19 protein-coding genes and 2 pseudogenes are annotated in these 23,579 nt (G+C 64.6%); 12 read left to right on the plus strand and 9 right to left on the minus strand.

Annotated elements, in window-relative coordinates:
- Positions 1–107 precede the first annotated feature (107 nt).
- The 3 genes from E1956_RS40065 (at position 108) to E1956_RS40075 (ending at position 3,227) form a co-directional block, all read left to right on the plus strand.
- Positions 108–1,025 (plus strand): LysR family transcriptional regulator, encoded by a 918-nt coding sequence (locus tag E1956_RS40065; RefSeq protein ID WP_134758829.1) that lies wholly within the window; start codon positions 108–110, stop codon positions 1,023–1,025.
- A 253-nt stretch (positions 1,026–1,278) separates the two neighbouring features.
- A complete protein-coding gene (locus E1956_RS40070) occupies positions 1,279–2,220 on the plus strand; it encodes an alpha/beta fold hydrolase (protein ID WP_134758830.1) in 942 nt (313 codons plus the stop codon).
- 11 nt (positions 2,221–2,231) lie between these two features.
- Entirely contained in the window at positions 2,232–3,227 is a 996-nt protein-coding gene (locus tag E1956_RS40075; RefSeq protein WP_134758831.1) for a glutathione S-transferase family protein, read from the plus strand.
- A gap of 57 nt (positions 3,228–3,284) precedes the next feature.
- Here the strand turns inward: E1956_RS40075 and E1956_RS40080 are convergent, their stop codons facing one another.
- From E1956_RS40080 to E1956_RS40090, 3 genes and pseudogenes are all read right to left on the minus strand, one after another.
- Positions 3,285–3,719: a VOC family protein gene (locus tag E1956_RS40080; RefSeq protein ID WP_134758832.1), complete on the minus strand. Its 435-nt coding sequence runs from the start codon at positions 3,717–3,719 to the stop codon at positions 3,285–3,287.
- A gap of 145 nt (positions 3,720–3,864) precedes the next feature.
- Positions 3,865–4,614 carry an SDR family oxidoreductase gene (locus E1956_RS40085; RefSeq protein ID WP_134758833.1) on the minus strand — a complete coding sequence of 250 codons (750 nt, stop codon included), beginning with the start codon at positions 4,612–4,614 and terminating at the stop codon, positions 3,865–3,867.
- A 221-nt stretch (positions 4,615–4,835) separates the two neighbouring features.
- Positions 4,836–5,613 (minus strand): annotated as a pseudogene (locus tag E1956_RS40090) (NAD(P)/FAD-dependent oxidoreductase); the annotation flags it as partial.
- Between the two features lie 201 nt (positions 5,614–5,814).
- On the opposite strand from E1956_RS40090, the gene E1956_RS40095 reads away from it, so the two are divergent.
- The 4 genes from E1956_RS40095 to E1956_RS40110 all read left to right on the plus strand — a co-directional run bounded on the left by E1956_RS40095 (position 5,815) and on the right by E1956_RS40110 (position 11,225).
- Positions 5,815–6,771 carry a helix-turn-helix transcriptional regulator gene (locus E1956_RS40095; RefSeq protein WP_134758834.1) on the plus strand — a complete coding sequence of 319 codons (957 nt, stop codon included), beginning with the start codon at positions 5,815–5,817 and terminating at the stop codon, positions 6,769–6,771.
- A 126-nt stretch (positions 6,772–6,897) separates the two neighbouring features.
- The gene (locus tag E1956_RS40100; RefSeq protein ID WP_134758835.1) at positions 6,898–8,619 is read left to right on the plus strand and encodes an amidohydrolase; all 1,722 of its coding nucleotides are present in this window, start codon (positions 6,898–6,900) and stop codon (positions 8,617–8,619) included.
- 111 nt (positions 8,620–8,730) lie between these two features.
- Positions 8,731–9,921, plus strand: a complete 1,191-nt coding sequence (locus E1956_RS40105) for a serine hydrolase domain-containing protein (protein WP_134758836.1) — start codon at positions 8,731–8,733, stop codon at positions 9,919–9,921.
- Between the two features lie 170 nt (positions 9,922–10,091).
- Positions 10,092–11,225 (plus strand): polyamine ABC transporter substrate-binding protein, encoded by a 1,134-nt coding sequence (locus E1956_RS40110; RefSeq protein WP_134758837.1) that lies wholly within the window; start codon positions 10,092–10,094, stop codon positions 11,223–11,225.
- Positions 11,226–12,174: 949 nt separating this feature from the next.
- On the opposite strand, the gene E1956_RS40115 is transcribed toward E1956_RS40110, so the two are convergent.
- The 3 genes and pseudogenes from E1956_RS40115 to E1956_RS40125 all read right to left on the minus strand — a co-directional run bounded on the left by E1956_RS40115 (position 12,175) and on the right by E1956_RS40125 (position 15,409).
- Complete coding sequence (locus tag E1956_RS40115; protein WP_134758838.1) at positions 12,175–13,743, minus strand: DUF3138 family protein; 1,569 nt, start codon at positions 13,741–13,743, stop codon at positions 12,175–12,177.
- Positions 13,744–13,924: 181 nt separating this feature from the next.
- Positions 13,925–14,059, minus strand: a pseudogene (locus E1956_RS40120) (putrescine ABC transporter permease PotI); the annotation flags it as partial.
- Positions 14,060–14,488: 429 nt separating this feature from the next.
- Complete coding sequence (locus E1956_RS40125) at positions 14,489–15,409, minus strand: LysR family transcriptional regulator (protein ID WP_134758839.1); 921 nt, start codon at positions 15,407–15,409, stop codon at positions 14,489–14,491.
- A gap of 214 nt (positions 15,410–15,623) precedes the next feature.
- On the opposite strand from E1956_RS40125, the gene E1956_RS40130 reads away from it, so the two are divergent.
- Together E1956_RS40130 and E1956_RS40135 are read left to right on the plus strand one after the other, a co-directional pair.
- Complete coding sequence (locus E1956_RS40130) at positions 15,624–16,709, plus strand: C45 family autoproteolytic acyltransferase/hydolase (RefSeq protein WP_134758840.1); 1,086 nt, start codon at positions 15,624–15,626, stop codon at positions 16,707–16,709.
- A gap of 61 nt (positions 16,710–16,770) precedes the next feature.
- Positions 16,771–18,108 (plus strand): MFS transporter, encoded by a 1,338-nt coding sequence (locus E1956_RS40135; protein WP_134758841.1) that lies wholly within the window; start codon positions 16,771–16,773, stop codon positions 18,106–18,108.
- Positions 18,109–18,184: 76 nt separating this feature from the next.
- On the opposite strand, the gene E1956_RS40140 is transcribed toward E1956_RS40135, so the two are convergent.
- From E1956_RS40140 to E1956_RS40150, 3 genes are all read right to left on the minus strand, one after another.
- Positions 18,185–18,820: a histidine phosphatase family protein gene (locus E1956_RS40140; protein WP_134758842.1), complete on the minus strand. Its 636-nt coding sequence runs from the start codon at positions 18,818–18,820 to the stop codon at positions 18,185–18,187.
- A 205-nt stretch (positions 18,821–19,025) separates the two neighbouring features.
- On the minus strand, positions 19,026–19,442 hold the full coding sequence (locus tag E1956_RS40145) for a VOC family protein (protein ID WP_134758843.1): 417 nt from the start codon (positions 19,440–19,442) through the stop codon (positions 19,026–19,028).
- A complete protein-coding gene (locus E1956_RS40150) occupies positions 19,439–19,981 on the minus strand; it encodes a helix-turn-helix domain-containing protein (RefSeq protein ID WP_134758844.1) in 543 nt (180 codons plus the stop codon). The genes E1956_RS40145 and E1956_RS40150 overlap by 4 nt, the downstream gene beginning before the upstream one ends.
- Before the next feature lie 147 nt (positions 19,982–20,128).
- Here E1956_RS40150 and E1956_RS40155 point away from each other — a divergent pair, with 147 nt between their 5' ends.
- The 3 genes from E1956_RS40155 (at position 20,129) to E1956_RS40165 (ending at position 23,553) form a co-directional block, all read left to right on the plus strand.
- Positions 20,129–20,902 carry a hypothetical protein gene (locus tag E1956_RS40155; RefSeq protein WP_134758845.1) on the plus strand — a complete coding sequence of 258 codons (774 nt, stop codon included), beginning with the start codon at positions 20,129–20,131 and terminating at the stop codon, positions 20,900–20,902.
- Between the two features lie 32 nt (positions 20,903–20,934).
- Positions 20,935–22,164 carry a chromate efflux transporter gene (gene chrA / locus E1956_RS40160; RefSeq protein WP_134758846.1) on the plus strand — a complete coding sequence of 410 codons (1,230 nt, stop codon included), beginning with the start codon at positions 20,935–20,937 and terminating at the stop codon, positions 22,162–22,164.
- Between the two features lie 240 nt (positions 22,165–22,404).
- Positions 22,405–23,553 (plus strand): branched-chain amino acid ABC transporter substrate-binding protein, encoded by a 1,149-nt coding sequence (locus E1956_RS40165; RefSeq protein ID WP_134758847.1) that lies wholly within the window; start codon positions 22,405–22,407, stop codon positions 23,551–23,553.
- Positions 23,554–23,579: the final 26 nt, after the last annotated feature.

The following is a 23,579-nucleotide window of genomic DNA, read 5'->3' on the forward strand; positions in this document are numbered from 1 at the left end:
CGCGCGGGCCGCCAGAAAGCGCACGCCAGCGCGATAGCGGCATAGTGGACGATCGCCGGCCGATTGCCGTACGATTTGACCGACGCACTTGTTCGATGGAGTCGAATATGTTGTCAGAGGAAGAACTCGCGTTGCTCGACGCGATTCGGGAAACCGGCAGCCTCTCGCGCGCCGCGGCGCGGCTCGGCAAAGCCCCCTCCACCGTCTCCCACGCAGCCCGGCAACTGGAAACGCGCTTCGATGCGCTGCTGTTCGACCGGCGTCGCTATCGTCTGCAACTGACGCCCGCCGGGCATCTGCTCGCCGAGGAAGCAAGCCGGCTCATGCTGGACATGGCCCGCATGACACGGCGCGTCAAACAGGTCGCGAGCGGCTGGGAGGATCGCCTTTGGGTGGTCGCCGACGAACTGCTCGAGTTCGAAACCATGATGCCCGTGATTCGCGCGTTCGACGGCCTGCAATCGGGCGTCAGACTGCGTTTGACGCACGAGGTGCTGAGCGGAACGTGGGAGGCGCTGCGCGACGGCAGAGCGGACCTGATCGTCGGCGCCACCAATGAGCCGCCCGCCATTCCCGGATTGCGCTGGTTCGAACTGGGTGTCGTCGAATGGGTGTTCGCGGTGGCGCCGCGGCATCCGCTGGCCGCCGAAAAAGCGGCCCTTCGGCGCGAGCGCATCGCTGCGTACCGCTCGGTCGTGGTAGGAGATTCGGCGCGCATGTCCGCAGGGCGCGCCTATGGCATCGTCGGCGGGCAGGACTCGCTGGCCTTGCCCACCATGCACGCGAAGATTCTCGCCCAGCGCGACGGCCTGGGCGTCGGCTGGTTGCCGCGGCATCGGATAGCGTCACTGCTCGCGCGCGGCGAACTGGTCGCGAAAGACACGCTCGATCCGCGCGAACCCAACGTGCTGTATGTCGCGTGGCGCGGCGAACAGGAGGGCCGTGCGCTGCAATGGTGGATCGAGCAGTTGAAGCAGCCGCGGCTGGCGAAGCGACTCGTGCGAGGCATCGACCGGTTTGCGTGACGTACGCGCTGCCCCCTCTCCGCCCGAGCGCACGGGCCTCGCTAGCACACGCAACCCGGGAAACATCCTCGTACGGGCGGCGGCCGGTCGGTCCCCCAACCGCCTGAATGTGCAATCCCTTCGAACGAGTTCATCGGCCAGATCGAACGGCAAAAGCGTGTCGTTCGTCCACCATAGGGTCACGTCATTGCGACGCTCACGCCCGGTCATCGGCACCCGTCGCAGCACGTCCTTACTGATACTGGAGAACGAGATGAACCTGTTTCAACGTACAGCCGGCAAGGCGGCCGCTGCTTTGATACTGGCGGGCGCACTGCCCGGCGTGGCTCATAGCGCGACGCCCATTCCCATCGAAGATCATACGGTTACCGTCAACGGCCTGAAGCTGCACTATCTGCAAGCCGGACACGGCGATGGCATGCCGGTCATCCTGCTGCACGGCTACACCGAAACCAGCCACATGTGGGTGCCTTTGATGGAGCAGCTTGCCGACCGACGTGTCGTCATCGCGCCCGATCTGCCCGGCGCCGGCACCTCGTCGATCCCCGCAAGCGGCTATGAAAAGAAGGCGATGGCGCAGGACATTCATGCCATGGTCCAGCAGCTCGGCTACCACAAGGTGAAGATCGTCGGCCATGACATCGGCTTGATGGTGAGCTACGCTTATGCGGCGCAATATCCCGACGAAGTGGACACCGTCACGCTCATGGATGCCTTCCTTCCCGGGGTGGGCGACTGGCAGAAAGTCTGGCTGTTGCGCGACAAATGGCACTACAACTTCTACGGAGAAACGCCGCTGAAGCTCGTGCAAGGCCGTGAACGGATTTACTTCGAGCATTTCTGGAACGATTTCGCAGCGGACCCGAAACATTCGCTCAGTGAGGCAGACCGCGAATACTATACGCACGCGTACGCCCAACCTGGCCGGATGCGCGCGGGCTTCGAATACTTCCATGCATTCACGCAGGACGCGCAAGACTTCTCCGAGTTCGCGAAGACGCCGCTCACGATGCCGATGCTCGTCCTTACCGGCGAAAAAGCGTCGGGCACGTTCCTGATCGATCAGGCACGTCTCGTCGACACCCATGTCCAGGGGCACATCATCAAAGGCTCGGGTCACTGGCTCCTGTCCGAGGCGCCGGACCAGACGATTCCGCTGATCGTCAACTTCACCAATACCGCAGGTTCTCACTGAGGAGCATCACAATGGGTCTTCTCGTCAACGGCCAGTGGGTAGACCGCTGGTATGAAACCAAATCGACCAACGGCCGATTTGTGCGCAAGGATGCGGCGTTCCGCAACTGGATCACGGCGGACGGGTCCGCCGGCCCCAGCGGGCGTAGCGGCTTCAAGGCCGAAGCGGGCCGCTATCACCTCTATGTGAGCCTCGCCTGCCCCTGGGCGCATCGCACGCTGATCGTGCGCGCGCTGAAGGGCCTCGAAGCGATGATCAGTGTTTCGTCGGTCCACTGGCTGATGCTCGAAAACGGCTGGACGTTCGAACCGGGCCCCGGAGTGGTGCCTGACACCATCAACGGTGCGCGGTTCATGCACAACGTCTACACGTGCGCCGATTCCGGTTACACCGGGCGCGTGACCGTGCCGGTGCTCTGGGACAAGCAGGAAAAAACCATCGTGAACAATGAATCGTCCGAGATCATCCGGATGTTCAACACGGCCTTTGACGACCTCGGTGCAACGCCTGGCGACTACTACCCCGCTGCGCTGCGCGCCGAGATCGATGAGGTCAACGCCCGTGTGTACGACACCGTCAACAACGGGGTCTACAAGTCCGGCTTCGCGACCACCGAAGAGGCGTACCTCGAAGCAGTCCGCCCGCTATTCGACACGCTCGACTGGCTCGAAGCGCGGCTCGCGCAGCAACGCTTCCTCGTTGGCAATACGCTGACCGAAGCGGACATTCGTCTCTTCACTACGCTCGTGCGATTCGACGCCGTGTACGTCGGTCACTTCAAGTGCAACCTGCGGCGTATCGGCGACTACCCGAACCTCTCCGCGTACACGCGGGATATCTACCAATGGCCGGGAGTCGCGGAGACGGTCAATTTCCAGCATATCAAGCGACATTATTACGAGAGCCACCGCACCATCAATCCAACCGGCATCGTGCCGGTCGGGCCGGCGCTCGACTTTCTCGCGCCGACCAACCGCACGCATCTCGCGAGCGACGGCATTGCCTGAAAACGGCCTCGAACCACCTCTATACAGGCGAGCGCGAGGCGAGCTCCTTGGGCGTCGCTATGCGAGCTTGCCGAAGATGTTGATGAGATTGCCCTCAGGATCGCGGACCATCGTGGAGGCTAGCGTTGGGGTGAGCCGCTGTTCAGCCCAGACAATCTCGACGCCGTGTGCCACTAGCGCTGCAGTGGTCGAGGCCAGGTCGCTGGATTCGAGCACGATGGCCTTCCAGCCTAACGCATGCAGGTGCTGCGGCGGCGCCGACCGGTCGGCCGGCCGGTGCTCGCCGCCTTTGCGCGAGACGAGCTCCAGCCGGAAGCCGTCGCCGGTCAGCATCGCGAAATCGGCATCGACAGGATCGAAATGGCCGCGTTCCTCGACGCGCAGGCCTAGCACGTTCTGATACCAGCCGATCATGGGGTCGAGATCGGCCACGGCCAGCGCCACGTTATTCAACCGGAGCGCCGGCGCAGCAGGAATTTGGGTTGCGGGCATGATGCGGACTCCTCAAGTGGGCAATGATGGCGACGTGGAGGTCATACGGACGAGCCCCTGCGGGACATTGAAATCGGGCATCGGCCCAAGCGGCACGACGCCGCTCGGGTTCAGCGTGCGAGCGCTCTGGCTCGCAACGTTTGCCTCATAGCTGGCTCATGCCACCGTCGGCGATAATTTCGGTGCCGACGATGAAGGCCGATTCCGGTGCCGACAAATGCAGTACCGTCGAGGCAATCTCGGTTGTCAGGCCAAAGCGGCCCAGCGGAATCTGGCTCTGGATTTGCGCGGCGGTGGCCGACAAGGTGTCGGCATCGAGGCCCAGCTTGCCGTACAGCGGCGTCGTCACCGGACCGGGGCTCACCACGTTCACGCGAATGCCCGAGCCAATCAGCTCGCTCGACAGCGTCTTGGCCAGAGAGATCAGCGCGGCCTTGCTGGCGGCATAAACCGACGATGCCGGCATGCCGATGCGCGCGTTGATCGAACCGTTCAGAACGATAGAGGTGCCTTTGTTCATCAGCGGCACCAGCGCCTGGATCTGGAAGTAAGCGCCCTTGACGTTGGCATTGAAGGTGGCATCCCACAGCGCCTCGTCCACATCGGAAAGTGGAGCAAACTTCGCGGTGCCAGCGTTGATGAAGACGGCGTCCAGGCGAATGCCGGCTTCGGCCAGCTCGCGAGCCAGATCGCGCGCGGCCTGCACGGTGCCCGTTTCGTTGCGGATGGCTACAGCGCTATTGCCGAGGGTGGCGCGAGCGGTCTCGAGCGCCGCGGCATCGCGGCCCGTAATCACCACACGCGCACCTTCCGTTGCGAATGCCTGGGCGGCCGCGAGACCGATGCCGCTATTGCCGCCCGTGATCAGAACGGTCTTGCCTTCGAAGCGATTCATGATGCCCTCCAGTCGGAAAAGTTGAACTTGAACAATCGCGTAACTGCAGTATGGACATCAGTTCGCGGCATGCCATACGGCTTGCTCGATGAACACGTTCGAAGAAGTTGCACATCTTGCGGGAGTCTGATTGCTTGAACATGGTTTCGTCTCCTCCTGGCATGGCGTGCGCGTGGTCTCCTCATGCATGCCCCGGCGGCCGGGCAAGGCCGCTGTTGTGGTCACATCGGAAAACCCATCGACTTGAGGCCGTTGATCCAGGCGCGCTTCCAGCCGCCCTGGGCATCGGTGCCGTCGAAGGCGTGGAACGTGATCTTTGCGCCTATCCAGCGAAACGGCTCGGGCGGGATATAGATCGGGCTTTGATTCGCGATGTCGAGCCCGCGCTCGGGGCTGTCGCGATCGAACAGGATGTTCAGGCCCATGAACGCGCCGAAGCGGCTCGCGGCCACACCGAAGCCCGTATAGCCCGCAACGAACACGCCCTTGCCGCCGAGGTAGCGCTTCGCGAACACCGAGCCGCGCGAGCAATAGTCGATCGGCCCGCCCCACGCATGCGAAAAACGCACATCGGACCGTGTCGCCTTCGTCCTTCACGCTCACGAGGGGCGTATGTTCGTAGAGCCGCACGCCCAGCGAGAGCGCCGCGCGCTTGAGCCCCCATGCGAGCTTGGCCGGATGCACGATGCCGCTGCGGTTGCGCGACCAGCGCGCGCCCGCGAACAGCGGCGAGTTCAACTGCTCGCGCGTGGCCTGCTCGCCCAGCAGCACCACGTCGTGGCCGTGGCTGCGGTGGTGATCGTAGTCGGCGCGCAGATGGGCGAGATGGTCCGGGTCGACGGCCACGGTCATTTCGCCATTCCATTCGATGTCCGCATCAATGCCATAGCGCTTGAGCGTGGCCTCGAAGCCGTCCAGGTTGCGCTGGCCGAACTGCTCCACCTGGTCGATGTCGTTCGGGAACACGCGCACCGCGTTGACCGCTGTCTCCGGTATGCCCCTGCAATGGGGGGCACCGCGAGTTTCCTGTTTCGCCATTGGCACAGCGCCGCCGCGTCGCTATCGTCCCGTCAGGCCGCGCGTTTGAACGCCGGAGCGCTTCTGTTATGCTTTTTTGCCGGGCAAACGCGCAGCGCGCCCACACAAAAGCGCTTGCCAGGCCCACGCAGAACCCCTACCCGTTCCTGATCAGGGTGCACCATGTTGCTCAACGTCGACCCCTTCAATCATCAAAGCCGCCATATCGACGTGCCCATCAAGGCGCTCGGCGACATCATCGAGTCGGTCGGCACACCGCATTTCGTTCACCGGCTCACGTCGTTCATGAACGGGATCATTCCGCTCGATGTCGTTCACGTGGAGCGCTCGCGCTTTGGCGGCGCCGCGCCGCCTGGCTATAGCTGCGAATGGCTCGGCAGCGGCGCCGTGGACGACGAGCAGGCCGAGCTCGATCACGTCATGGGGCTCTACTACGAGCGCTATCAGGCCGCCGACCCGCTGTTCGCCGCGATTCGGGGCACGACCGGCACGCACCTCGTGGTGCGCGACATGAGCACCATTCCCGACGGCGAATTTCGCAAGCGTATCTTCGACGAACGGCAAATCGCCCATGAATGCGTGCTCACGAAGGACGCGAGCCACGCGCAATACTCGCTCGCCATCGTGCGCCGCAAGCATTTGCCCGCTTTCTCGCTGAGCGAACTGAGCCAGTTGCGCCATCTGGGCGACTTCCTGTTTCCGCTGCTCGAATTGCATTCGTCGATGTCGGCCGCCAGAAAGGTCGCCAATACTGCCACCAGCACGGACCCGCTCGCGCTGTTCGACGCCCGCGTCGCGCACGAAGGCATCACGCTCTCCAAGCGCGAATACGAAAGCTGCAAGCACCTGATCGTCGGCCGGACCGTGCCCGAGACGGCGGCCATTCTGGGCGTACGGCAGTCGTCCGCCGAGTCCTATATCCAGCGGGCGTTCGCCAAGCTCGGCGTGCGGACCAAGCGCGATCTGGCCAAATGGGCGCTCGAAGCGCCCGCTGCGGTTGCGGTGCCTAATCCCGCGCCCGCCGTATCGCCCGCTTCATCGTCCGATGCATCGCCCGCTGCATCGTCCTCGCCCCAGGCTGGCACGACACCGGCCGAGCCGCCGCGGGCCGACGCGTAAATCCCCCCGCGCCCGCCGGTTGCGGGCGCAAAGCACCCTTGCCCCCTGCAAGGGGGGGCAGACCCGCCTCCAGGCGCTCACTATAGTGACCCGCGATCAGTCACACTTGCGCACCAAGAGGCAGCGATGAGCACACAGGAAACAGGCAACGCAGCAGCGGACGTGCTGTTCACGAACGCAAAAGTCTATACGGTCGATCCACACAAACCCTGGGCGCAGGCCGTCGCGGTGAAAGGCGAGCGCATCGTCTTCGTCGGCGACGAACGCGCGGCCCGAGCCTGGGCCGGCGAGCACACGCGCATCATCGACGCCGGCGGCCGGCTGATGCTGCCAGGCTTTGTCGAGTCGCACTGGCACTTCGAAACGACGGCGGCGGCCTTTCAGGCCTTCGTGAACTACGAAGATCCGCAGAAGGTGCTCAGCGCGCTGCGCGCCTACGTCGAGACGCATCCCGAAGAAAAGGCCATCACCGGCATGGGCTGGATTCAGGCGACGATTCCGCCCGAACTGCTGTGCAAGGAAACGCTCGACGCCATTTGCCCCGATCGCCCGGTGTGCCTGCTGTCCACCGACTTCCACACGGCGTGGGCCAATTCGAAGGCGCTGGAGATCGCCGGCATCGACGCCGCCACGCCGCCCGTCCAGCCCGGCGCGAGCTGGTTCGAGAAGGACCCCGTCTCGGGCGAGCCGACCGGCGTGATCGTCGACGGCGCGGCCTACTCGCTGCTGCTCAAGCGAATCAGCGACGCCGGCTATCTGCCCAAGGGCATGGAGCTGTACCTGCGCTCCTTCACGGCGTGGCAGGACAAGCTCGCGGCCGCCGGCATCACGACCGTGTTCGACGCGGGCTTCATGGACCCGAGCGGCGACCAGTCGCTGCTCTATGAAACGCTCCAGCACATGGAGCGGCGCGCGGACCTCAAGCTGCGCGTGGTCGGCAGCGTGGCCGTGGTGGGCGAGGTCGAGAAACCCGTGGAGATGCTGAGCGAGTTCCGCACGCGCTATGACTCGCCGCTCGTCAAGGCGCGCGCGCTCAAGCTGTTTCTCGACGGCACCGAAGCGAACCACACGGCGTGGCTGCTCGAGCCCTACGCCGATCGCGCCGATACCTGCGGCGCGCCCACCATGCCCGTCGGCGAATTCGACCAGCACTTGCTGGAGGCCGACAAGGCGGGCTTCAACGTGATGGTGCATTGCGTGGGCGACGCCGCCGTGCGCGCGGCGCTGGACGGTTTCGAGCGCGTGAACCGCACGAACCCGCAGCGCGACCGCCGCCACGTCATCACGCACGCGTTCCTCACGCATCCCGACGACATCCCGCGCTTTCGCGAGCTGGGCGTGATGGCCAATACGCAGCTCCAGTGGGGTGTAGTCGATCTGTACACCGAACTGCTGCGCGAGCACTACGGCACAGAACGCTGGAGCAACATGTACAAGTTCCGCACGTTCATCGAGCAGGGCGTGACGGTGTCGATCGGCATGGACGGCCTCGCCTGCCAGTGCCGCTGCCAGCACCGCCCCGTCGAGCATATCGAGTCCGGCCATACGCGCCAGCTAGCGGGCGAGCCCGACGCGCCGGCGCTGCCCGACATCAACGAGCGCCTGGGCGTTCCGCAGCTCATCGCCGCCTATACGATCAACGGAGCGTGGCAGCTCGGGCTGGAGCACGAGATTGGCTCGGTCACCGTAGGCAAGCGCGCCGACCTCATCGTCCTCGAGAGCAACCTCTTCGAGGTGAACAAGTACCAGATCGGCAAAATCGACATCGCGCTCACGATGATGAATGGCGGCGTCACGCATGCGGCCGGTACGATGCGCACAGCGTTCGATCTGGAAGCGACGGTCTGAGCACGGCGGCGGCCGCCTCGCGCCGGCCGCCGCAATTCGTATTGGAAGCGGCTTCAAAGCTTGCCTGACCCGTCTCATCCAGTCAGGATACCGAAACAAGGAACACCGATAATGTCACGCATCATGACCGGCGCGCCGGTTGCCTCCGAACACCAGGTCACGCTCGAGAACTGGCGCACGAAGCCCTACAGCCAGTGGTCGTTTCGCAACGTGCGCCGCCTGCTGCCCACGGCGGCGATCGCACACGATCCGCGCGCGGCGACGCCGCTGCCGCAGCGCTGCGACGACCTGGGCACCCTCGCCTTCACGACACCCGCCGGGGAGACCGCGAGCATCGACCGCATGCTCGCGATGTCCAACGCGGATGGCTTCCTCGTCATGAAACACGGCCAGATCGTGACGCAGTGGTACGGCCACGGCCTCACGCCCGAGACTCCGCACCTGGTGTTCTCGATCACCAAGTCGCTGGTTGGACTGCTGTGCGGCGTGCTGGCCGACCAAGGCGTGCTCGATGTCGACGCCCCCGTCGTCGAGTATCTCCCCGAGCTGCGCGGCAGCGCATACGATCATGGCGCGACGGTGCGCCACCTGCTCGATATGACCGCGAGCGTGACGTTCGCGGAAGACTATCTCGACACGCGCGGCGCCTTCCTGCGCTACCGCCGCGCGATGGGCTGGAACCCGCCCCTGCCCGACGACCCGGTGGACCTGCGCCGCTTCCTCACGGAGCTGCGCCCCGGCGAACGCGCGCACGGCGAGGTCTTTCACTACAACTCGCCGACGACGGACGTGCTCGGCTGGGTGATCGAACGCGCGGCGGCAAGACCGCTCGACGCGCTGCTCTCGCAGCACCTCTGGATGCCGCTCGGCGCGCAGCACGAGGCCTGCATCACGCTCGACCGCCTTGGCGCCCCGCGCGCGGCGGCCGGACTCTGCGCGACGCTCGGCGACCTCGCGCGTTGCGCGGAGATGGTGCGTTGCCGCGGCGTCGCGAACAGCAAGCAGATCGTGCCGGGCTGGTGGATCGACGACATCATGAACAACGGCAGCCGCGAAGCGTGGCAGCGCTCGACATGGGCCGACTTCCTGCCGGGCGGCTGCTACCGCAGCAAGTGGTATCTCACGGGCGCGGCGGGCGCGCCGTTTATCGCGATCGGGATTCATGGCCAGTGGATCTACGTCGATCCGCGCGCGGCGGTGGTGATCGTGAAGCTCTCGTCCCAGCATTTGCCCGTGGACGAGCCGATGGACAACATCGTGCTCGCCGCGTTCAGGGCCATCGCACGCCATCTCGGCGGTTGAGCGAGGCGACAGGAGAAAACCTGATCGCGACACACAAGCACCGGCACGGCATAGCGGCCTGAATCAATCGCGCGATGCCGTGCCGCTGGGGGGGCAGACCGGCTGCTTGCGCCCGGCTACATTGAAGCAATCGAAACGATACGTCCCGACGAGGACGGCACCACTCAACTATGGAGGAACGACAAGTGGCACGGAGATTTTCAGGCACGCTGAAGGCGATTTGCGCGGCGCTGGCGCTCGCGGGCGCCGCATGGCAGACCATGCCCGCGGCACACGCCGACGATCAGGTGGTCAACGTCTACAACTGGGGCAACTCGATCGGCAAGGACACGATCGCGAACTTCGAGAAGGCGACGGGCATCAAGGTCGTTTATCAGGAGTTCGATTCGAACGATACGCTGCAGGCCAAGCTGCTCTCGGGCAACTCGGGCTACGACGTGGTGGTGCCGTCCGACATGTACTGGGCCCGCCAGGTGCAGGCCGGCATCTTCCAGAAGATCGACCATTCGAAAGTGCCGAACATGGCCGGCCTCGATCCGGAGATCATGAAGATCGTCGCGCAAGAAGACCCGGGCAACCGGTATGGCGTGCCGTGGTCGTGGGGCACGGACGGAATCGGCGTGAACGTGGAGAAGGTCAAGGCGGCGCTTGGCAATGATGTCCAGCTCAATAGCTGGTCGCTGCTGTTCGATCCCAAGAATGCGCAGAAGCTCAAGAGCTGCGGGATTTCCGTGCTCGATTCGCCGGTTGATGCGTTCGGTATGGCGCTTGTCTATCTGAAGAAGGACCCTAACACCAATAATCCTGCCGATTACGAAGCTGCTTATCAGGTGCTCAAGGGCATCCGGCCTTATATTACGCAGTTCAATAGCACCAGCTATATCAACGATCTGGCGGGTGGTGACATTTGTATTGCGCTTGGCTGGTCGGGCGATGTGAACTCGGCTCGCGTGGCCGCGCTGGATGCGAAGAAGTCGTATCACATCAAGTACTTGATTCCTGATGTCGGCACGGCTATCTGGTTCGATATGATGGCGATTCCCAAGGATGCCCCGCATCCCGAGGCGGCCATGAAGTTCATCAACTTCGTGATCTCGGAGAAGGAGGCCGCGGCGCTGACTAACTATACGTCGTATCCGTCGACGGTTCCGGCTTCGAGGGCGCTGGTGCGGCCCGAAGTGATGGCTGATCCGGCCGTGTTTCCGCCGCCGGAGGTTTATCGGAAGCTGTTTATTAGTACGCCTATGACGGCGGAACTGACGCGGTTGCAGAATCGTCTTTGGGCTAAGCTTAAGACTGAATAAGTGAGAAGGGAGGGGGCGGTGGGGCGCCCCCTGATTTAGGGGGCGGGTTTTGCTGCTCCCTGCAATTCTCGCAGCCCGTTTCAGCATCGCGTGCCGAGCACTGGCTGAATTCTCTCGCTTTACGCGTTCTGTGTGTCTCTCGGTGGCTTCTTCGGACGACAATCGGTCGTTGGTATCTCAGTTGCCGGTTCCTGATCAGGCGTTGGCCTTAACTTGGTTTCGCGGCGGGCCGCAGGCGTTGCCCCTGTGCGGGGCGGCACCTACTTTTCTTTGCAGCCGCAAAGAAAAGTAGGCAAAAGAAAGCGGCTCACACCGCCAGTGTGACGCCGTCCCCCACTGCCCTGTCCTTCGGAGCGGCTCCGGGGCATCCGTCTCCTCGCACACTCCGCCTCAGTGACAAAGGACTCATTCTTCCCGCCACGCGCTGCGCGCGGGCGGAAGGGTATGCAAGGAAAACCAGCGGCAGGCCGGCGATTGCGTTATGGATGCCACCCGGAAAATGCGCGGCAGTGCTAACCGTCGAATGCACTGGGGGTATTATTCGGTGAATTCGTTGGGGTGCTAACCGGCGAACGCACGGGCGTGCTGGCTGGCGAATGCGTGGGCGGGCGCCGATCGAATACGTTGGAGTCCTACTAAACGCGTGTATCCCATTGGTTTTTGTTATACCCAACGGCGCGCGCAGCGCCGCCGGATGAATGAGCCCTTAGTCACTCCGGGTGACGTCGAGTGGTGACAGACGCTCCGGAGCCGCTCCGAAATACAGGGCAGTGGTGAACGGCGTCACACTGGCGGTTTGAGCGGCTTTCTTTTGCCTACTTTTCTTTGCCGCGGCAAAGAAAAGTAGGTGCCGCCCCGCACAGGGGCAACGCCTGCGGCCCGCCGCGAATACAAGTTAAGGCCAACACAGCCATAAAAAAGCCGGACGCGGAGCCCGGCATACACCCCATCAGAACGAGTAAATAAGCTGCGTACCAAACAAGTCATTAGACTTGCTATAAGACCCATCGCTCCGCAGGAAGGTATCCTGCGTCGACCAGTCATGCCGATACTCGACCTTAACGGTAAGCTGCTGCGTCGCATAAAACAGCAAATCGAGCGTCACATCCTGGCGCACCGCGCCCTTGCATTCGAAGCCATATCCACCGGCCGCCTTCGAAGCCGCGAGACAACTCGCGCCAATCCCAAATCCGTTATACGGATCCATACCATTGCCGTTAAGCACGATGCTGCTCGCACCACCGCCATTCTTCTGATTGGCAAGCACATCGTATCGCGCGGTCACCCCCATACGGCCGACATAAGGCAAGCGGAATTTACGATTCGCCAGCAACGATAGACCATACCACTGCGCCTGACCGCCGTTGTAGGCCGCGTGCTGCTGCTGGCCATAGTCGACCTCCGCGTTGTACTGAATATCGGCGGTCGTATAGGTGAGATCCGCTTCCCCAAAGAAGAACGCCCCGAACGGACTGGACGCCTGACCACCCACGCCATAGACGCCAGGCAACGTGTTGCCGTTCGCATCAAGACCCTGCATGAGCGACTGCCGGCCAATGTTGAACGAGCCGCCGATGTCAAGCGCGCTAGACCACGTGTAATCAACACGCGCCGTAAAGGTCGGCACACGGTTGCTAGTCGTGACCGGATCACCCAACGCATTGGTACCGGTCTGCAACTGCGCGCCCGCCGTGCGGAACTGCTCATTGCCAAGCATGAACTTCCAGATCCAGTTGCTCCCCTCGCCCATGTAGTTCACCCCCACCCCAACATAGCTGCCGGGATCGGAGAAGTCATAGAGCAGCCCGTGCGTAAGCGTCAGCATCAAGTTGGACTGCTGCACCTCATAGCCACCGAAGCTCGGCATCAAGCCCGCCGTGACGGACGTCGTCATCGAGAGCGGCACCGTGAAGAAAGCCGTGTTCAGGATATTCGAGGTGCTGCTGCCGTGCTCGTTCATCAACTGCGTGATGCCGTTGCCGCGGTTGGGCATCAGCGAGATTTCCGCCGATGGCGCCGTCGGGCCCACGCCGAACGTCTTCTTGATGTCGAGGTACAAGTCGCCGAACGAGCTGTTGAAGTACTGGTAAACGTTCTCGTGGTTCGCGAACAGGAACGACGAAGTCCCCAGGTCGCGGTTGTAAATATAGGTTGGGTCAAGATAGCCCGTCACCGAAAGGCCCGCGATCGGGCCTGTGGTAGCCGCGTCGGTGAGCGTGTCCACCTTCATCTGCTGATTGGCGAGCTGCTGCTTCATCTGGTCGACTTCGTCGTTGGTCAGATGGGCCGGCGCCTTGCCGTAGTCGGGCGAGGACGCGTCCACCGCCTGCGCCTGCGTAGACGGAGCCGCCGCAGCTACGGGTTTCGCCGCGCCCTGCTGCTCGCGCAATGTCTTCACCTCGTTTTGCAGCGCGTGAAGTTGCGCCTGCAGCGCCTTGATCTGATCGCTCGTGGTGTCCGCTGCGGCGAGGCCAGGCAGCGCTCCCGCCACCATGAGGCAGACAAGCTTCTTTCTCATTCTACGTTCTCCTGATTGGTCATATTGCGAAGCGTTTTATTTGCGTTGAAGTCGTTCAGACACTGGCGGGGTCGAATGCCTTTTGCGTCTTTCTTCCGGTGCTTTGCGGGGCCACGCCGGCCGCTTCCGCCGGCGCGAAGGCCCGCTGGATCTCGGCAAGACGCCTGCGCTCGCGTGCCTGCGAGAAGCCAGACCACACGGTCACGAGCTTCGACTCGTTGAACGAATAAACGACGAGGCTGACGATCGGGATATACAGGAACACAAAGCCGAACGTGAGCACGGCAGTGGAAAGCGTGCGATTGGGTTTGATCATTTGCGGCCCTCCATTTCCTTGACCTGGTAGTACTGAAAGACCGCCATCGGCACCGGCGTCACGTCGTGTTCGGAAGAATCGATTACCGCGCGCACGGCGCGCAAAGGCCGACGCATGCGCAGTCGTGCTGGCGAGAAGAGGCAGCCGAGGCGCCGCAAGGCGGCCCCGCCCATCGCCGGTCGTGCGCGCCCTGCCCGGCGCGCGTGTCTCCTTGTGTTTTTCGCGCGGCCTGCGCGGCCTGCGCGGCCTACATGCAGGATTTCACACAGCGTTCATTTGCTTTGCATGACTAACGAGTGATGTTTACGCCGGGTTGCATCGATGTAACGGCCACTCGTCCAAACCGGCGACAACGTTAACTGTTCGATTTGCGGCGGTATGCCCCCCCTTCAGGGGGGCAGGTGCGATGAGGAGAGAAAACCGCGACGTTCAGGCGATGGCCTGCACGCCGATCCCGAGTCCGTCGAGGTGCCGTCGCAGGTGTTCGATGAAGACGCGCACCTTGCGCGTGTTGCGCCGGTGCGGTTGGTAGAGGACGTAAACGGAGGGGCCGAGCGCCGTCTGCTCGCGCCAGTAGTCGGAGTCGAGTTCGACGAGCTCGCCTCGCGAGATATGGGGCGCGGCGCTCCACTTCGGCAAGAATTGCAGGCCCTGTCCGTCGAGCAGGCAGGCCAGCAGGAAGTCGAAGTTGTCGCTCGTGAGGCGCGGCACCGGCTGCTTCAGACGCATGCGCTCGCCGCCGTGCTCCACCCACCAGAAGTTTCGGTTGAGCAGCGGATGATGAAGAATCAGCCAGTCATGCGACTGATAGTTCTCCAGCGTCACGGACGCGCCCTTGCGCGCGATATAGGCCGGGCTCGCGCAGAGCATCAGGCAATTCTCGAGCAGGGGCTGCGCAATCAGGCCGGGCAGGTCGATCGGCCCGTCGCGCAACGAGAGATCGTAGGCCTCGTCGTTCATGCTGTCGTTCAGATCGACTTCCAGCCGCAACTCGGGATGCTCGCGCAGGAAGCTGCAACATGCGCCGTTCAGGAACGCCGGCCCGAACGGCGGCAGCGCGACGATGCGCAAACTGCCGCGCAGCGCGTGCTGCAGATCGTCGACGGCCTCGGCGGCCAGTTGCAATTGCGTGAGCGCCTGGCGCGCCCCCTCGAGGTAGAGCTGGCCCGCCTCGGTCAGCGTCATGCGGCGCGTGGTGCGCTCGAACAGGCGCGCGCCCAGCTCGGCCTCCAGCTGCATCACGCCCTTGGTGACGGCCGAGGGCGTCTTGCCCAGTTGCTCGGCCGCGCGGCTGAAGCCGCCGAAGTCGGCGGTCGCGACGAACATGGTGAGCGCGGTCATCTTGTCCATGGATCTGTTCCTGGCAGGCACAAAACTTGTGTCAAAACGGGCCACGATGCGCGTGGCGAACATCCGCTAATCTACGAAATCCGGCGGAAAAATGTGAGGTGGCGAGTCTAGCGGGATTTCGGCATCCCACACGCCGCCTTGCGAATTTGTGCCTCATGGGAAACGGCCAGGGTGAAAAACCTGGCCGCCGCAGCAAATACTGGGAGCATTCGACGTGAAAATTCATACCTTCGTGACCGAAACCGCAAATCCCGAGCTTCGCGGGCGGCAGATCGGAGAACGATGGGCGCGGGAAATCCAGCAAACGGCTGCGCGCTACCTCGGCTTTTTCCCGCGTATGGGGGTCCCCGCCGAGCAGGCGCGCGCCATCGGCGAGGCGTGCCAGAGCCGGCTGGAAACCTGGTGCCCCGACCTGGCAGCCGAAGTCGCGGCAATGGCCGAAGGCGCGCGGCTGCCACTGTGGCAGCTCGCTTGCGTGAGCGCCCGCACGGAGATCCTCGCGATCAAGCCGCCGGCGCCAGAAGGCGAGTGCTCGACCGCCGTGTACGCAGCGCCGGACACACGCGTGCCGCGCTCGATCCAGACCTGGGACTGGCACGAGGCGCTCGCGCCGCATGGCCTGATGCTTCAGCTCACGACCCGGCGCGGCATCACGGTGAAGCAGTTCACCGAATTCGGCATGCTGGGCAAGATCGGCGTGAACAGCGCGGGGCTGGGCATGCATTTCAACATCCTCCACCACGCGAGCGACAACGCTGCGGGCGGCGTGCCGGTGCACGCCATCGCGCGGCGGCTGCTCGAAGAGGCGGCCAGCGTCGACGAGGCCATCGACCTTGCGCGCTCCGCGCCACTAAGCGCATCGACGGTATTGAACGTGTTCGCGCGCGACGCCTCCGCGGCTTCGGGCCTGCGCGCCGCGAGCATCGAGTTGAGCCCGAGCGGCGTCGCGGTCGTGCCGCCGCGTGAGGACGGCTGGCTGCTGCACACGAACCATTTCCTCGACGACGGGCTCACCATGGGCGAGCGCGCCCCGGAGACGTCCACCACCTGGGTGCGGCTCGACCATCTGAAGGCGGCCGTGGCCGGCATGACCGCCAGCGACCTGCGCAGCCGCGCCGAAGCGATGTGCGGCAGCGCGGGCGCGAACGCGCCGGTCTGCGTGCGCCCGGACCCCAGCCGGCCCGATACGGAGCACTGGGAGACGCTCCTCACGATCGGCATCGATACCGAAGCCGGCGCGCTCGACTATGCCGCTGGCAATCCGCAAGTTCTCCTGAAGATGGGCAGCGCGCGCTTCTGATACGCGCGGCGCGGGCCACCGAATCCGCGCGCCGAGGCAAGAAAAAATCAAGGAAAAAACAATGGTTGGAGACACTTCGCGCGCCCTCTCCGCGAGGGCGGCGCTCAGGGCATTTTGCGTGTCCGGCATGGGCACGGCGCTCGAGTTCTACGATTTCGTGATCTACGGGATGGCCGCCGCACTGGTGTTCCCGCAGGTGTTCTTTCCCTCGCTCGACCGACTGACCGCGACGCTGGTCGCGTTCGGCGCGTTTGGCGCGGGCTTCCTCGCGCGGCCGCTCGGCGGCGTCCTGTTCGGTCACTTCGGCGACAAGGTCGGGCGCCAGAAGGTGCTCGTCACGACGCTGCTCCTCATGGGCGCCAGCTCGTTCCTGATCGGCTGCCTGCCCGGCTACGCGTCGATCGGCGCGGCGGCGCCGGTCCTGCTGATCCTGTTGCGGCTGATCCAGGGCTTCGCGGCCGGCGGCGAATGGGGCGGCGCGGCGCTCTTCGGCATCGAGCACGCGCCCGCCGGCCGGCGCGGCCTGTGGGGCAGTTTCACGAGCATGGGGATTGGCGTGGGCGGGATCATCGGCGACATCGTGTTCGGCGCCGTGAGCGCGGGCGCGCACGGCGACCTCGCCAGTTTCGCGTGGCGCATTCCGTTCTGGCTCGGCGGGCTGCTCGTGCTGGTCGGCCTCTATGCGCGCATGCAAAGCGGGGCGCATGCCGCCGCCAGCCACGCGCACGACGCGAAGATGCCGCTGCTCGAAGCCATCCGCCAGCGCCCGCGCGAGTTGCTGCTGTGCACGGGCATCGCGTTCGGCTACATCACGATCGCCTATATCGGCAGCACCTTCTTCCTCGCCTACGCCACCGATATCGGCTATAGCAGCACCCAGGCGCTCGTCTTCGACCTCGCGCTCTCCGTTGCCATCGTGCTGTCCGCGCCGCTCTTCGGCCATCTCTCGGACAAGCTCGGGCGGCGCACCGTCATGATTTGCGGCGCGGCGGTCATGACCGCCGGCATGTTCGCGTTCTTCGCGCTCGTGGGCATGAAAAGCGTGCCGCTCGCGTTCCTCGCCTACGTGCTCGTGGGCGCGTTCATGGGCATGACGCAAGGCCCGATTCCGGCCTTCCTCGGCGAGCAGTTTCCGCAGGCGATGCGTTACTCGGGTATTTCCGCGAGCTACCAGATCGGCGCGGCACTGGGCGGCGGCACCGCATCGAGCGCGGCCACCGCCATCCTGATCGCCACGCATCACAACGCGCTTGCCGTTGCGCTCTATGGCGCGCTGGCGCTCGCGCTGGTGGCGTTCTGCTCGTATGCGCTGAAGGAGACGGCCACGCTGACCATGGCCGAGATCGACGAGCAAACACCGGATCGGCTCGATGCAAAAATAGTTTGCAGTTCTGATTGAATCGGGCGTTTCGGTTCCGGACCAACGGGACGTCGGCCAAGCCCGCTCAATGATGAGCGCGCACCCGACTCGCCCCCTACTCACACCCTTCGGGCCGCGCGTTCCAGCGCCGGATCGCGCGATTCTCGCGGTCGAAGCCGAGCATGCTGATCGTTGCCGTATCCAGGTAGAGATGCGCGCCCAGCGCCGCCGAATTGCCGATCCAGCACCCCGCGAGCACGCGCAGAAAATGGGCGTGCGAGAAAACGGCGATGCGGCGGGCCGCGCCGCTCGATCCACTCTGCGCGAGCATCGCCAGCAGACTCTCGACCACGCCGCGAGCGCGCACTTCGATCTGCGAGAGGCTCTCGCCGTGCGGGATCAGCGAGTGCCAGACATTCCAGTCCGGCTCCGTCTTGCGGATGTCGGCCGTGGTGCGGCCCTCGTAGATGCCGTAATCCCATTCGTGCAGATCGCCCGACACGATCATCTCGTCGCCGAGGCCCGCCAGCCGGCAGGTCTCGATGGCGCGCGACATCGGGCTCGCGAGCACCGCATCGAAGTGCTGCGCGGCGAGCGGCCTCGCGAGCGCACGCGCCTGATCGCGGCCATGCTCGGTGAGCGCGATATCGGTGCGCCCCGTGTGCTGGCCGCTGCGGCTCCACTCGGTTTCGCCGTGGCGAATCAGCCAGACTTCGCCAGACGCGGCGCTTGTTTTCAGATCGACGGACATCGGGTCACTCCGGTAACGGGCTGACGCCTCGCGACTTCCATCGCCAGGCGCAAGAACAAGTTCGCGGAGGTCATTCTAAGGCAGCGACGCGCGCCAGACAGCGCGCGTCGCCCAGCTTGGTCCGTCAATGTCGACGGACCGGCTTGCCGTTCATCCGATGTCCGATGCAATCGGGCGCTTCCGGCATGAGGCGCTCAGCTGCCGTTCACTTGCCGTTCTGCGGCGCCTGGATCATCTTCCAGCCATTGCCGGCCGGGTCACGGAAGCCCGCGTCGATACTGCCATAGCGGTCGACCGGCTCCTGCGTGAATTCCACGCCCTTCGCCTTGAGCGCGGCATAGCTCGCGCGGCAGTCGGCCACGGAGAGCACGAGCGGCGGCATGGCTCCCTTGGCGACCATGGCCCGCAGCGTTTGCGCGGTCGCTTCGTCGTGCACGGGCGGCCCGGGCGCGAACAGGCCGAGCTGAAACGACGGCTGGTCCGGATGCTGGACCGTAAGCCAGCGGTAAGTGCCATTACGCACGTCCGTATGGACGCGGAATCCGAGTTTGTCGACGTAAAACGCGAGCGCCGCATCCTGATCGTCGACGTACAGGCCCACTACATTGATCCCGTTGTTCATTTGACCTCCTTGGTTGATGGCCGCACTGTATCGTGGACCACCCGGCGGCGCTTCTCCAAAACTGCCATCGTGAGGTCGGGGCGCTGCGCGGCCTTCAGGACGCAGGCGGGCACACGGTCGAGCTCGGACATGCTCGCGCGCGCCTCGCGGCGCATCGCGCTCGGGCTCATGCCGGTGATGTCGCGAAAGATGCGCCCAAACGTGCCCAGACTCTCCCAGCCCGTGGCGAACGCGATATCCGTGATGCCGAGCTCCGTGTCGCGCAGCAGCGTGGTCGCCTGCTCGATGCGCCGGGTCAGCAGGTAGCGGTGCGGCGGCACGCCGAAGGCCCGCTTGAAGGAACGGGCGAAATGCGCCTCGGACACGCCGCTGACTTCGGCCAGACGCTTGACGGGCCACGCTTCGTGCGAGGCGGCGTCCATGCGGTCGCGCGCGCGCAGGAGGCGGCGCAGCAGGGCCGGGTCTTCCAGCGCCTCGGCGCTGCGTGGCGCGGGCGACGAGACAGGGGGCGGCTTGCGATGATCGTTGCGTGAGGGCATGAGTTCTGCTGCGGTGGCAGTGAGCGCGTAGTTCAGGCTCGAAAAGCATACCGAAATAGCAGCGCGGGAGCCCGCTCAGGCGATCGAGTCTAGAATGGCGGCAAAAAACCATGCATTCGACGGGGTGTCGCGCAATACGGAGACGACATGACAGCAAGCAATGCTTCGCAGTTGACCTCCCCCTCGGACTATATCGCCCACCATCTGCAGAACTTCTCCACGCCCCACGAGCCCATGACTGTCACCGGGCAGCATGCTGGGTTCTTCCCGTGGAACTTCGAGGCCCTCATCCTCGCGGCCGTCCTCTTTGCCGTGCTCGTGTTGTGCGCCGCGCTCACCGACCGTCGGGCGCTCTTCAGGCTCGACCGGGGCATGAGCTTCGGCCGGCGCCTGTACGTCTGGTGGTCCTGTGCCTGGCGGCAATGGCTCGCGAACACGCTGCTCTTCATCGCTGGCCTGTTCGCCTTTCATTTTCTGATGGCGCAGGCCGGCCTGCCGCTCGCGCACTGGACAGCCGAACTGAGCAGGCCGCGCCCGGCGGGTGTGTCGTCCACGTGGCTCGTGGCGCTCGATGTCCTGTCGGGCGTCGTGGCCAACCTGCTGCCCGTCATCGTGGCCCTCGTGCTGTATGCGCTGCTGAGCCTGCCGCTCGCGGGCTACATGGTACGCGGCGGACTGGTTGCGCACGCAATGCCCGCGCCCGCGCGGCTCGGCCTCTGGCACGCAACGCTGCTTGGCTGGACGACCTACGTGTGGTCCATTCCGGGCAGCCTCGCGATTGCCGACGTGGCAGCGCCGCTTCCCCATCATGTCTCTACCGTGTGCCGGGCCCTGCTCGTCGTGCTCTGGAGCATGTATATCGTCCTGCCGCGCCAGTTGCGCAGGATGACGCGCCTCGCAACACCCGGCATCCGCAGCTAAGATCGAGAGCTTTCGAACCTTGCCCGTCTTCCATGCACACGGATATGTCATCGCCGCGCTCGTCCTCCACAGGCCGCGCGCTTGAAGTGCTGCTGGTCTTTCTCAGGCTCGGTGTGACGAGCTTTGGCGGCCCGATTGCGCATCTTGGCTACTTCCGCCGCGAGTTCGTCGAGCGCCGCCGCTGGCTCGACGACGAGGCCTTCACCGATCTGGTCGGGCTGTGCCAGTTCCTGCCAGGACCCGCGAGCAGCCAGACCGGCTTTTCGATCGGCTTGCTGCGGGCCGGCTGGGCCGGCGGGCTCGCGGCCTGGTGCGGCTTCACGCTGCCCTCGGTGTTCGCGATGCTGGTCTTCGCGGCCATCGCGCCGGATCTGGGCGGGCCGGTCGGCGCAGGCGTGGTGCATGGCCTGAAGCTCGTCGCGGTGGCCGTGGTGGCCCAGGCCGTCTGGGACATGGCGCGGCGTCTGTGCCCCGACCGTCGCCGCGCGGCCATCGCGCTGACCTCGCTCGCCTTGCTCAGCCTGCTGACCTCGGCCTATGCGCAACTCATCGCGATCGCCGCGGGCGCCCTGCTCGGCCTCGCGCTGTGCCGCACGAAAACCGCGGACGATACACGCGCCGCACCCGGGCATTCCGGCGAGTTTCCCGTGTCGCGCAAGGCGGGCATCGCCGCGCTGGTCGTCTTTTGCGTGCTGCTGTTCGGACTTCCGCTGCTTGGCGCGGCCGCGCAGGGCGTGCGCGTGTTCGAAGCGTTCTATCGGTCCGGCGCGCTCGTGTTCGGCGGCGGACACGTGGTGCTCCCCTTGCTCCAGCACGCGACGGTCGCAACCGGCTGGGTCGCGCCCAACGACTTCCTTGCCGGCTACGGCGCGGCGCAGGCCGTGCCGGGGCCGCTGTTTACGTTTGCGGCTTTTCTCGGCTGGATGATGGCGACGCCCCCCAACCACTGGAGCGGCGCGCTGCTCGCCACGGTGGGGATCTTTCTGCCGGGCCTGCTGCTCGTGCTGGCCGCGCTGCCGTGGTGGCACGCGTTGCGCAGCCGGCCGGCCATGGCGGCGGCCCTTGCCGGCGTCAACGCCGCCGTCGTCGGCCTGCTGGCCGCCGCGCTCTACTCGCCGGTCTGGACGAGCGCGGTCCAGACGCAAGCCGATTTCGCCATCGCCTGTATCGGCTTCATTCTGCTGGTGCGCTGGAAAATGCCGCCGCTTGTTGTAGTGGGTTTCTGCGTCGCGACCGGGATCGCGCAGAGCATGCTGCACTAAACGTTTGCTATCAATCGCACAATTGAGCAAGACTGAACGTGGCATCGCGCACGGGCGGGCGTACTTGCCCTAATTGCTTCGATTCGGCCGGCTGTGCCGAAATGCGCATATGGAACGTCGCAAACGGTCAAGACGGATCGATATTGGCTTCATATAGTCGCTTCCTGCGATTGCCGCGGCGTTCCTCATTCGGAGCGGTTCGATCGATACCACGCCTACTTTGCCGACAAAGGAAACAACATGCGCTTTGCGAAGACTCTCACCCCTGTCGCAGTTGCAGTTGGAGCACTTCTCGCCGTTGCGCCGCTCGCCTCCCACGCGGATACCGTCGTTAAAATCGGTTTTGCCGCGCCGCTCACCGGACCCAACGCCAATTACGGCAAGGATCTGGAGAACGGCGTCAAGATGGCCCTCGACGATGCCAAGGCCCAAGGCGTGAAGATCAACGGCCAGCCCGTCTCGTTCGAACTCGTCGCCGAAGACGATCAGGCCGACCCGCGCGTCGGCGTGCAAGTCGCGCAAAAGCTCGTGGACGAAGGCGTCTCCGTCGTTGTCGGCCACTTCAACTCGGGCACGACCATCCCCGCTTCCGAGCTCTACGAAAAGGCCGGCCTGCCCGACATCGATCCGGCCGCCACGAACCCGGTCATCAGCGGCCGCGGCTTCAAGAACATCTTCATGGTGATCTCGAGCGACGCGCAAAACGCGGGCACCGCGGGCGCCTACGCGGTCACGACCACGAAGGCCAAGCGCATCGCCGTTATCGACGACCGCACGGCATTCGGCCAGGGCGAAGCCGACGAGTTCGTGAAGGCGGTCAAGGCGCACGGCGGCGACATCGTCGATCGCGAGTACACGACGAACCAGGCGACCGACTTCAAGACCCAGCTCACGACCATCAAGAGCAAGAACCCCGATCTGATTTTCGTGGGCGCGCTCAATCCGCAGGCGGCCGGCATCATGAAGCAGATGAGCCAGCTCGGCATCAAGGCGCAGTACGTGGGCGGCGGCGGCGTGAAGGACGTCGACTTCATCAAGCTCGCGGGCGACGTGTCCGAAGGCGCGATGGCATGGGAATACGGCCGTCCGCTCGACAGCACGCCGGTAGGCGCGAAGTTCGCCGAACGCTTCAAGCAGAAGTACGGCGAGGACGTGCTCTCGTACGCGCCGTTCGGCTATGACGCGGCATGGGCCGCCATCAAGGCGATGCAGGCCGCCAATTCGACGAAGCCCGACGACTATCGCGCGAAACTGCAAGGCATCAGCTTCGACGGCATCACCGGCCATATCTCGTTCAACGCGAACGGCTCGCTGAAGAACGGCTCGTCCACCGTCTATCAGGTGAAGAACGGCCAGTGGGTGACGGTGAAGACGGTAAGCGGACTCTGATCGCTCGTGCAGGCCCGCCGCTCTCC

The sequence above is a fragment of the Paraburkholderia pallida genome (assembly GCF_004524855.1).
In the GTDB taxonomy this organism is placed as follows: Bacteria; Pseudomonadota; Gammaproteobacteria; order Burkholderiales; family Burkholderiaceae; genus Paraburkholderia; species Paraburkholderia oxyphila.

What these genes read in the sequence shown, in the direction of transcription:
- E1956_RS40065 (WP_134758829.1), top strand. Translation starts at nt 108, where the DNA reads ATGTTGTCAGAGGAAGAACTCGCGTTGCTCGACGCGATTCGGGAAACC.
- E1956_RS40070 (WP_134758830.1), top strand. Translation starts at nt 1,279, where the DNA reads ATGAACCTGTTTCAACGTACAGCCGGCAAGGCGGCCGCTGCTTTGATA.
- E1956_RS40075 (WP_134758831.1), top strand. Translation starts at nt 2,232, where the DNA reads ATGGGTCTTCTCGTCAACGGCCAGTGGGTAGACCGCTGGTATGAAACC.
- E1956_RS40080 (WP_134758832.1), bottom strand. Translation starts at nt 3,719, where the DNA reads ATGCCCGCAACCCAAATTCCTGCTGCGCCGGCGCTCCGGTTGAATAAC.
- E1956_RS40085 (WP_134758833.1), bottom strand. Translation starts at nt 4,614, where the DNA reads ATGAATCGCTTCGAAGGCAAGACCGTTCTGATCACGGGCGGCAATAGC.
- E1956_RS40095 (WP_134758834.1), top strand. Translation starts at nt 5,815, where the DNA reads ATGTTGCTCAACGTCGACCCCTTCAATCATCAAAGCCGCCATATCGAC.
- E1956_RS40100 (WP_134758835.1), top strand. Translation starts at nt 6,898, where the DNA reads ATGAGCACACAGGAAACAGGCAACGCAGCAGCGGACGTGCTGTTCACG.
- E1956_RS40105 (WP_134758836.1), top strand. Translation starts at nt 8,731, where the DNA reads ATGTCACGCATCATGACCGGCGCGCCGGTTGCCTCCGAACACCAGGTC.
- E1956_RS40110 (WP_134758837.1), top strand. Translation starts at nt 10,092, where the DNA reads ATGGAGGAACGACAAGTGGCACGGAGATTTTCAGGCACGCTGAAGGCG.
- E1956_RS40115 (WP_134758838.1), bottom strand. Translation starts at nt 13,743, where the DNA reads ATGAGAAAGAAGCTTGTCTGCCTCATGGTGGCGGGAGCGCTGCCTGGC.
- E1956_RS40125 (WP_134758839.1), bottom strand. Translation starts at nt 15,409, where the DNA reads ATGGACAAGATGACCGCGCTCACCATGTTCGTCGCGACCGCCGACTTC.
- E1956_RS40135 (WP_134758841.1), top strand. Translation starts at nt 16,771, where the DNA reads ATGGTTGGAGACACTTCGCGCGCCCTCTCCGCGAGGGCGGCGCTCAGG.
- E1956_RS40140 (WP_134758842.1), bottom strand. Translation starts at nt 18,820, where the DNA reads ATGTCCGTCGATCTGAAAACAAGCGCCGCGTCTGGCGAAGTCTGGCTG.
- E1956_RS40145 (WP_134758843.1), bottom strand. Translation starts at nt 19,442, where the DNA reads ATGAACAACGGGATCAATGTAGTGGGCCTGTACGTCGACGATCAGGAT.
- E1956_RS40150 (WP_134758844.1), bottom strand. Translation starts at nt 19,981, where the DNA reads ATGCCCTCACGCAACGATCATCGCAAGCCGCCCCCTGTCTCGTCGCCC.
- E1956_RS40155 (WP_134758845.1), top strand. Translation starts at nt 20,129, where the DNA reads ATGACAGCAAGCAATGCTTCGCAGTTGACCTCCCCCTCGGACTATATC.
- chrA (WP_134758846.1), top strand. Translation starts at nt 20,935, where the DNA reads ATGCACACGGATATGTCATCGCCGCGCTCGTCCTCCACAGGCCGCGCG.
- E1956_RS40165 (WP_134758847.1), top strand. Translation starts at nt 22,405, where the DNA reads ATGCGCTTTGCGAAGACTCTCACCCCTGTCGCAGTTGCAGTTGGAGCA.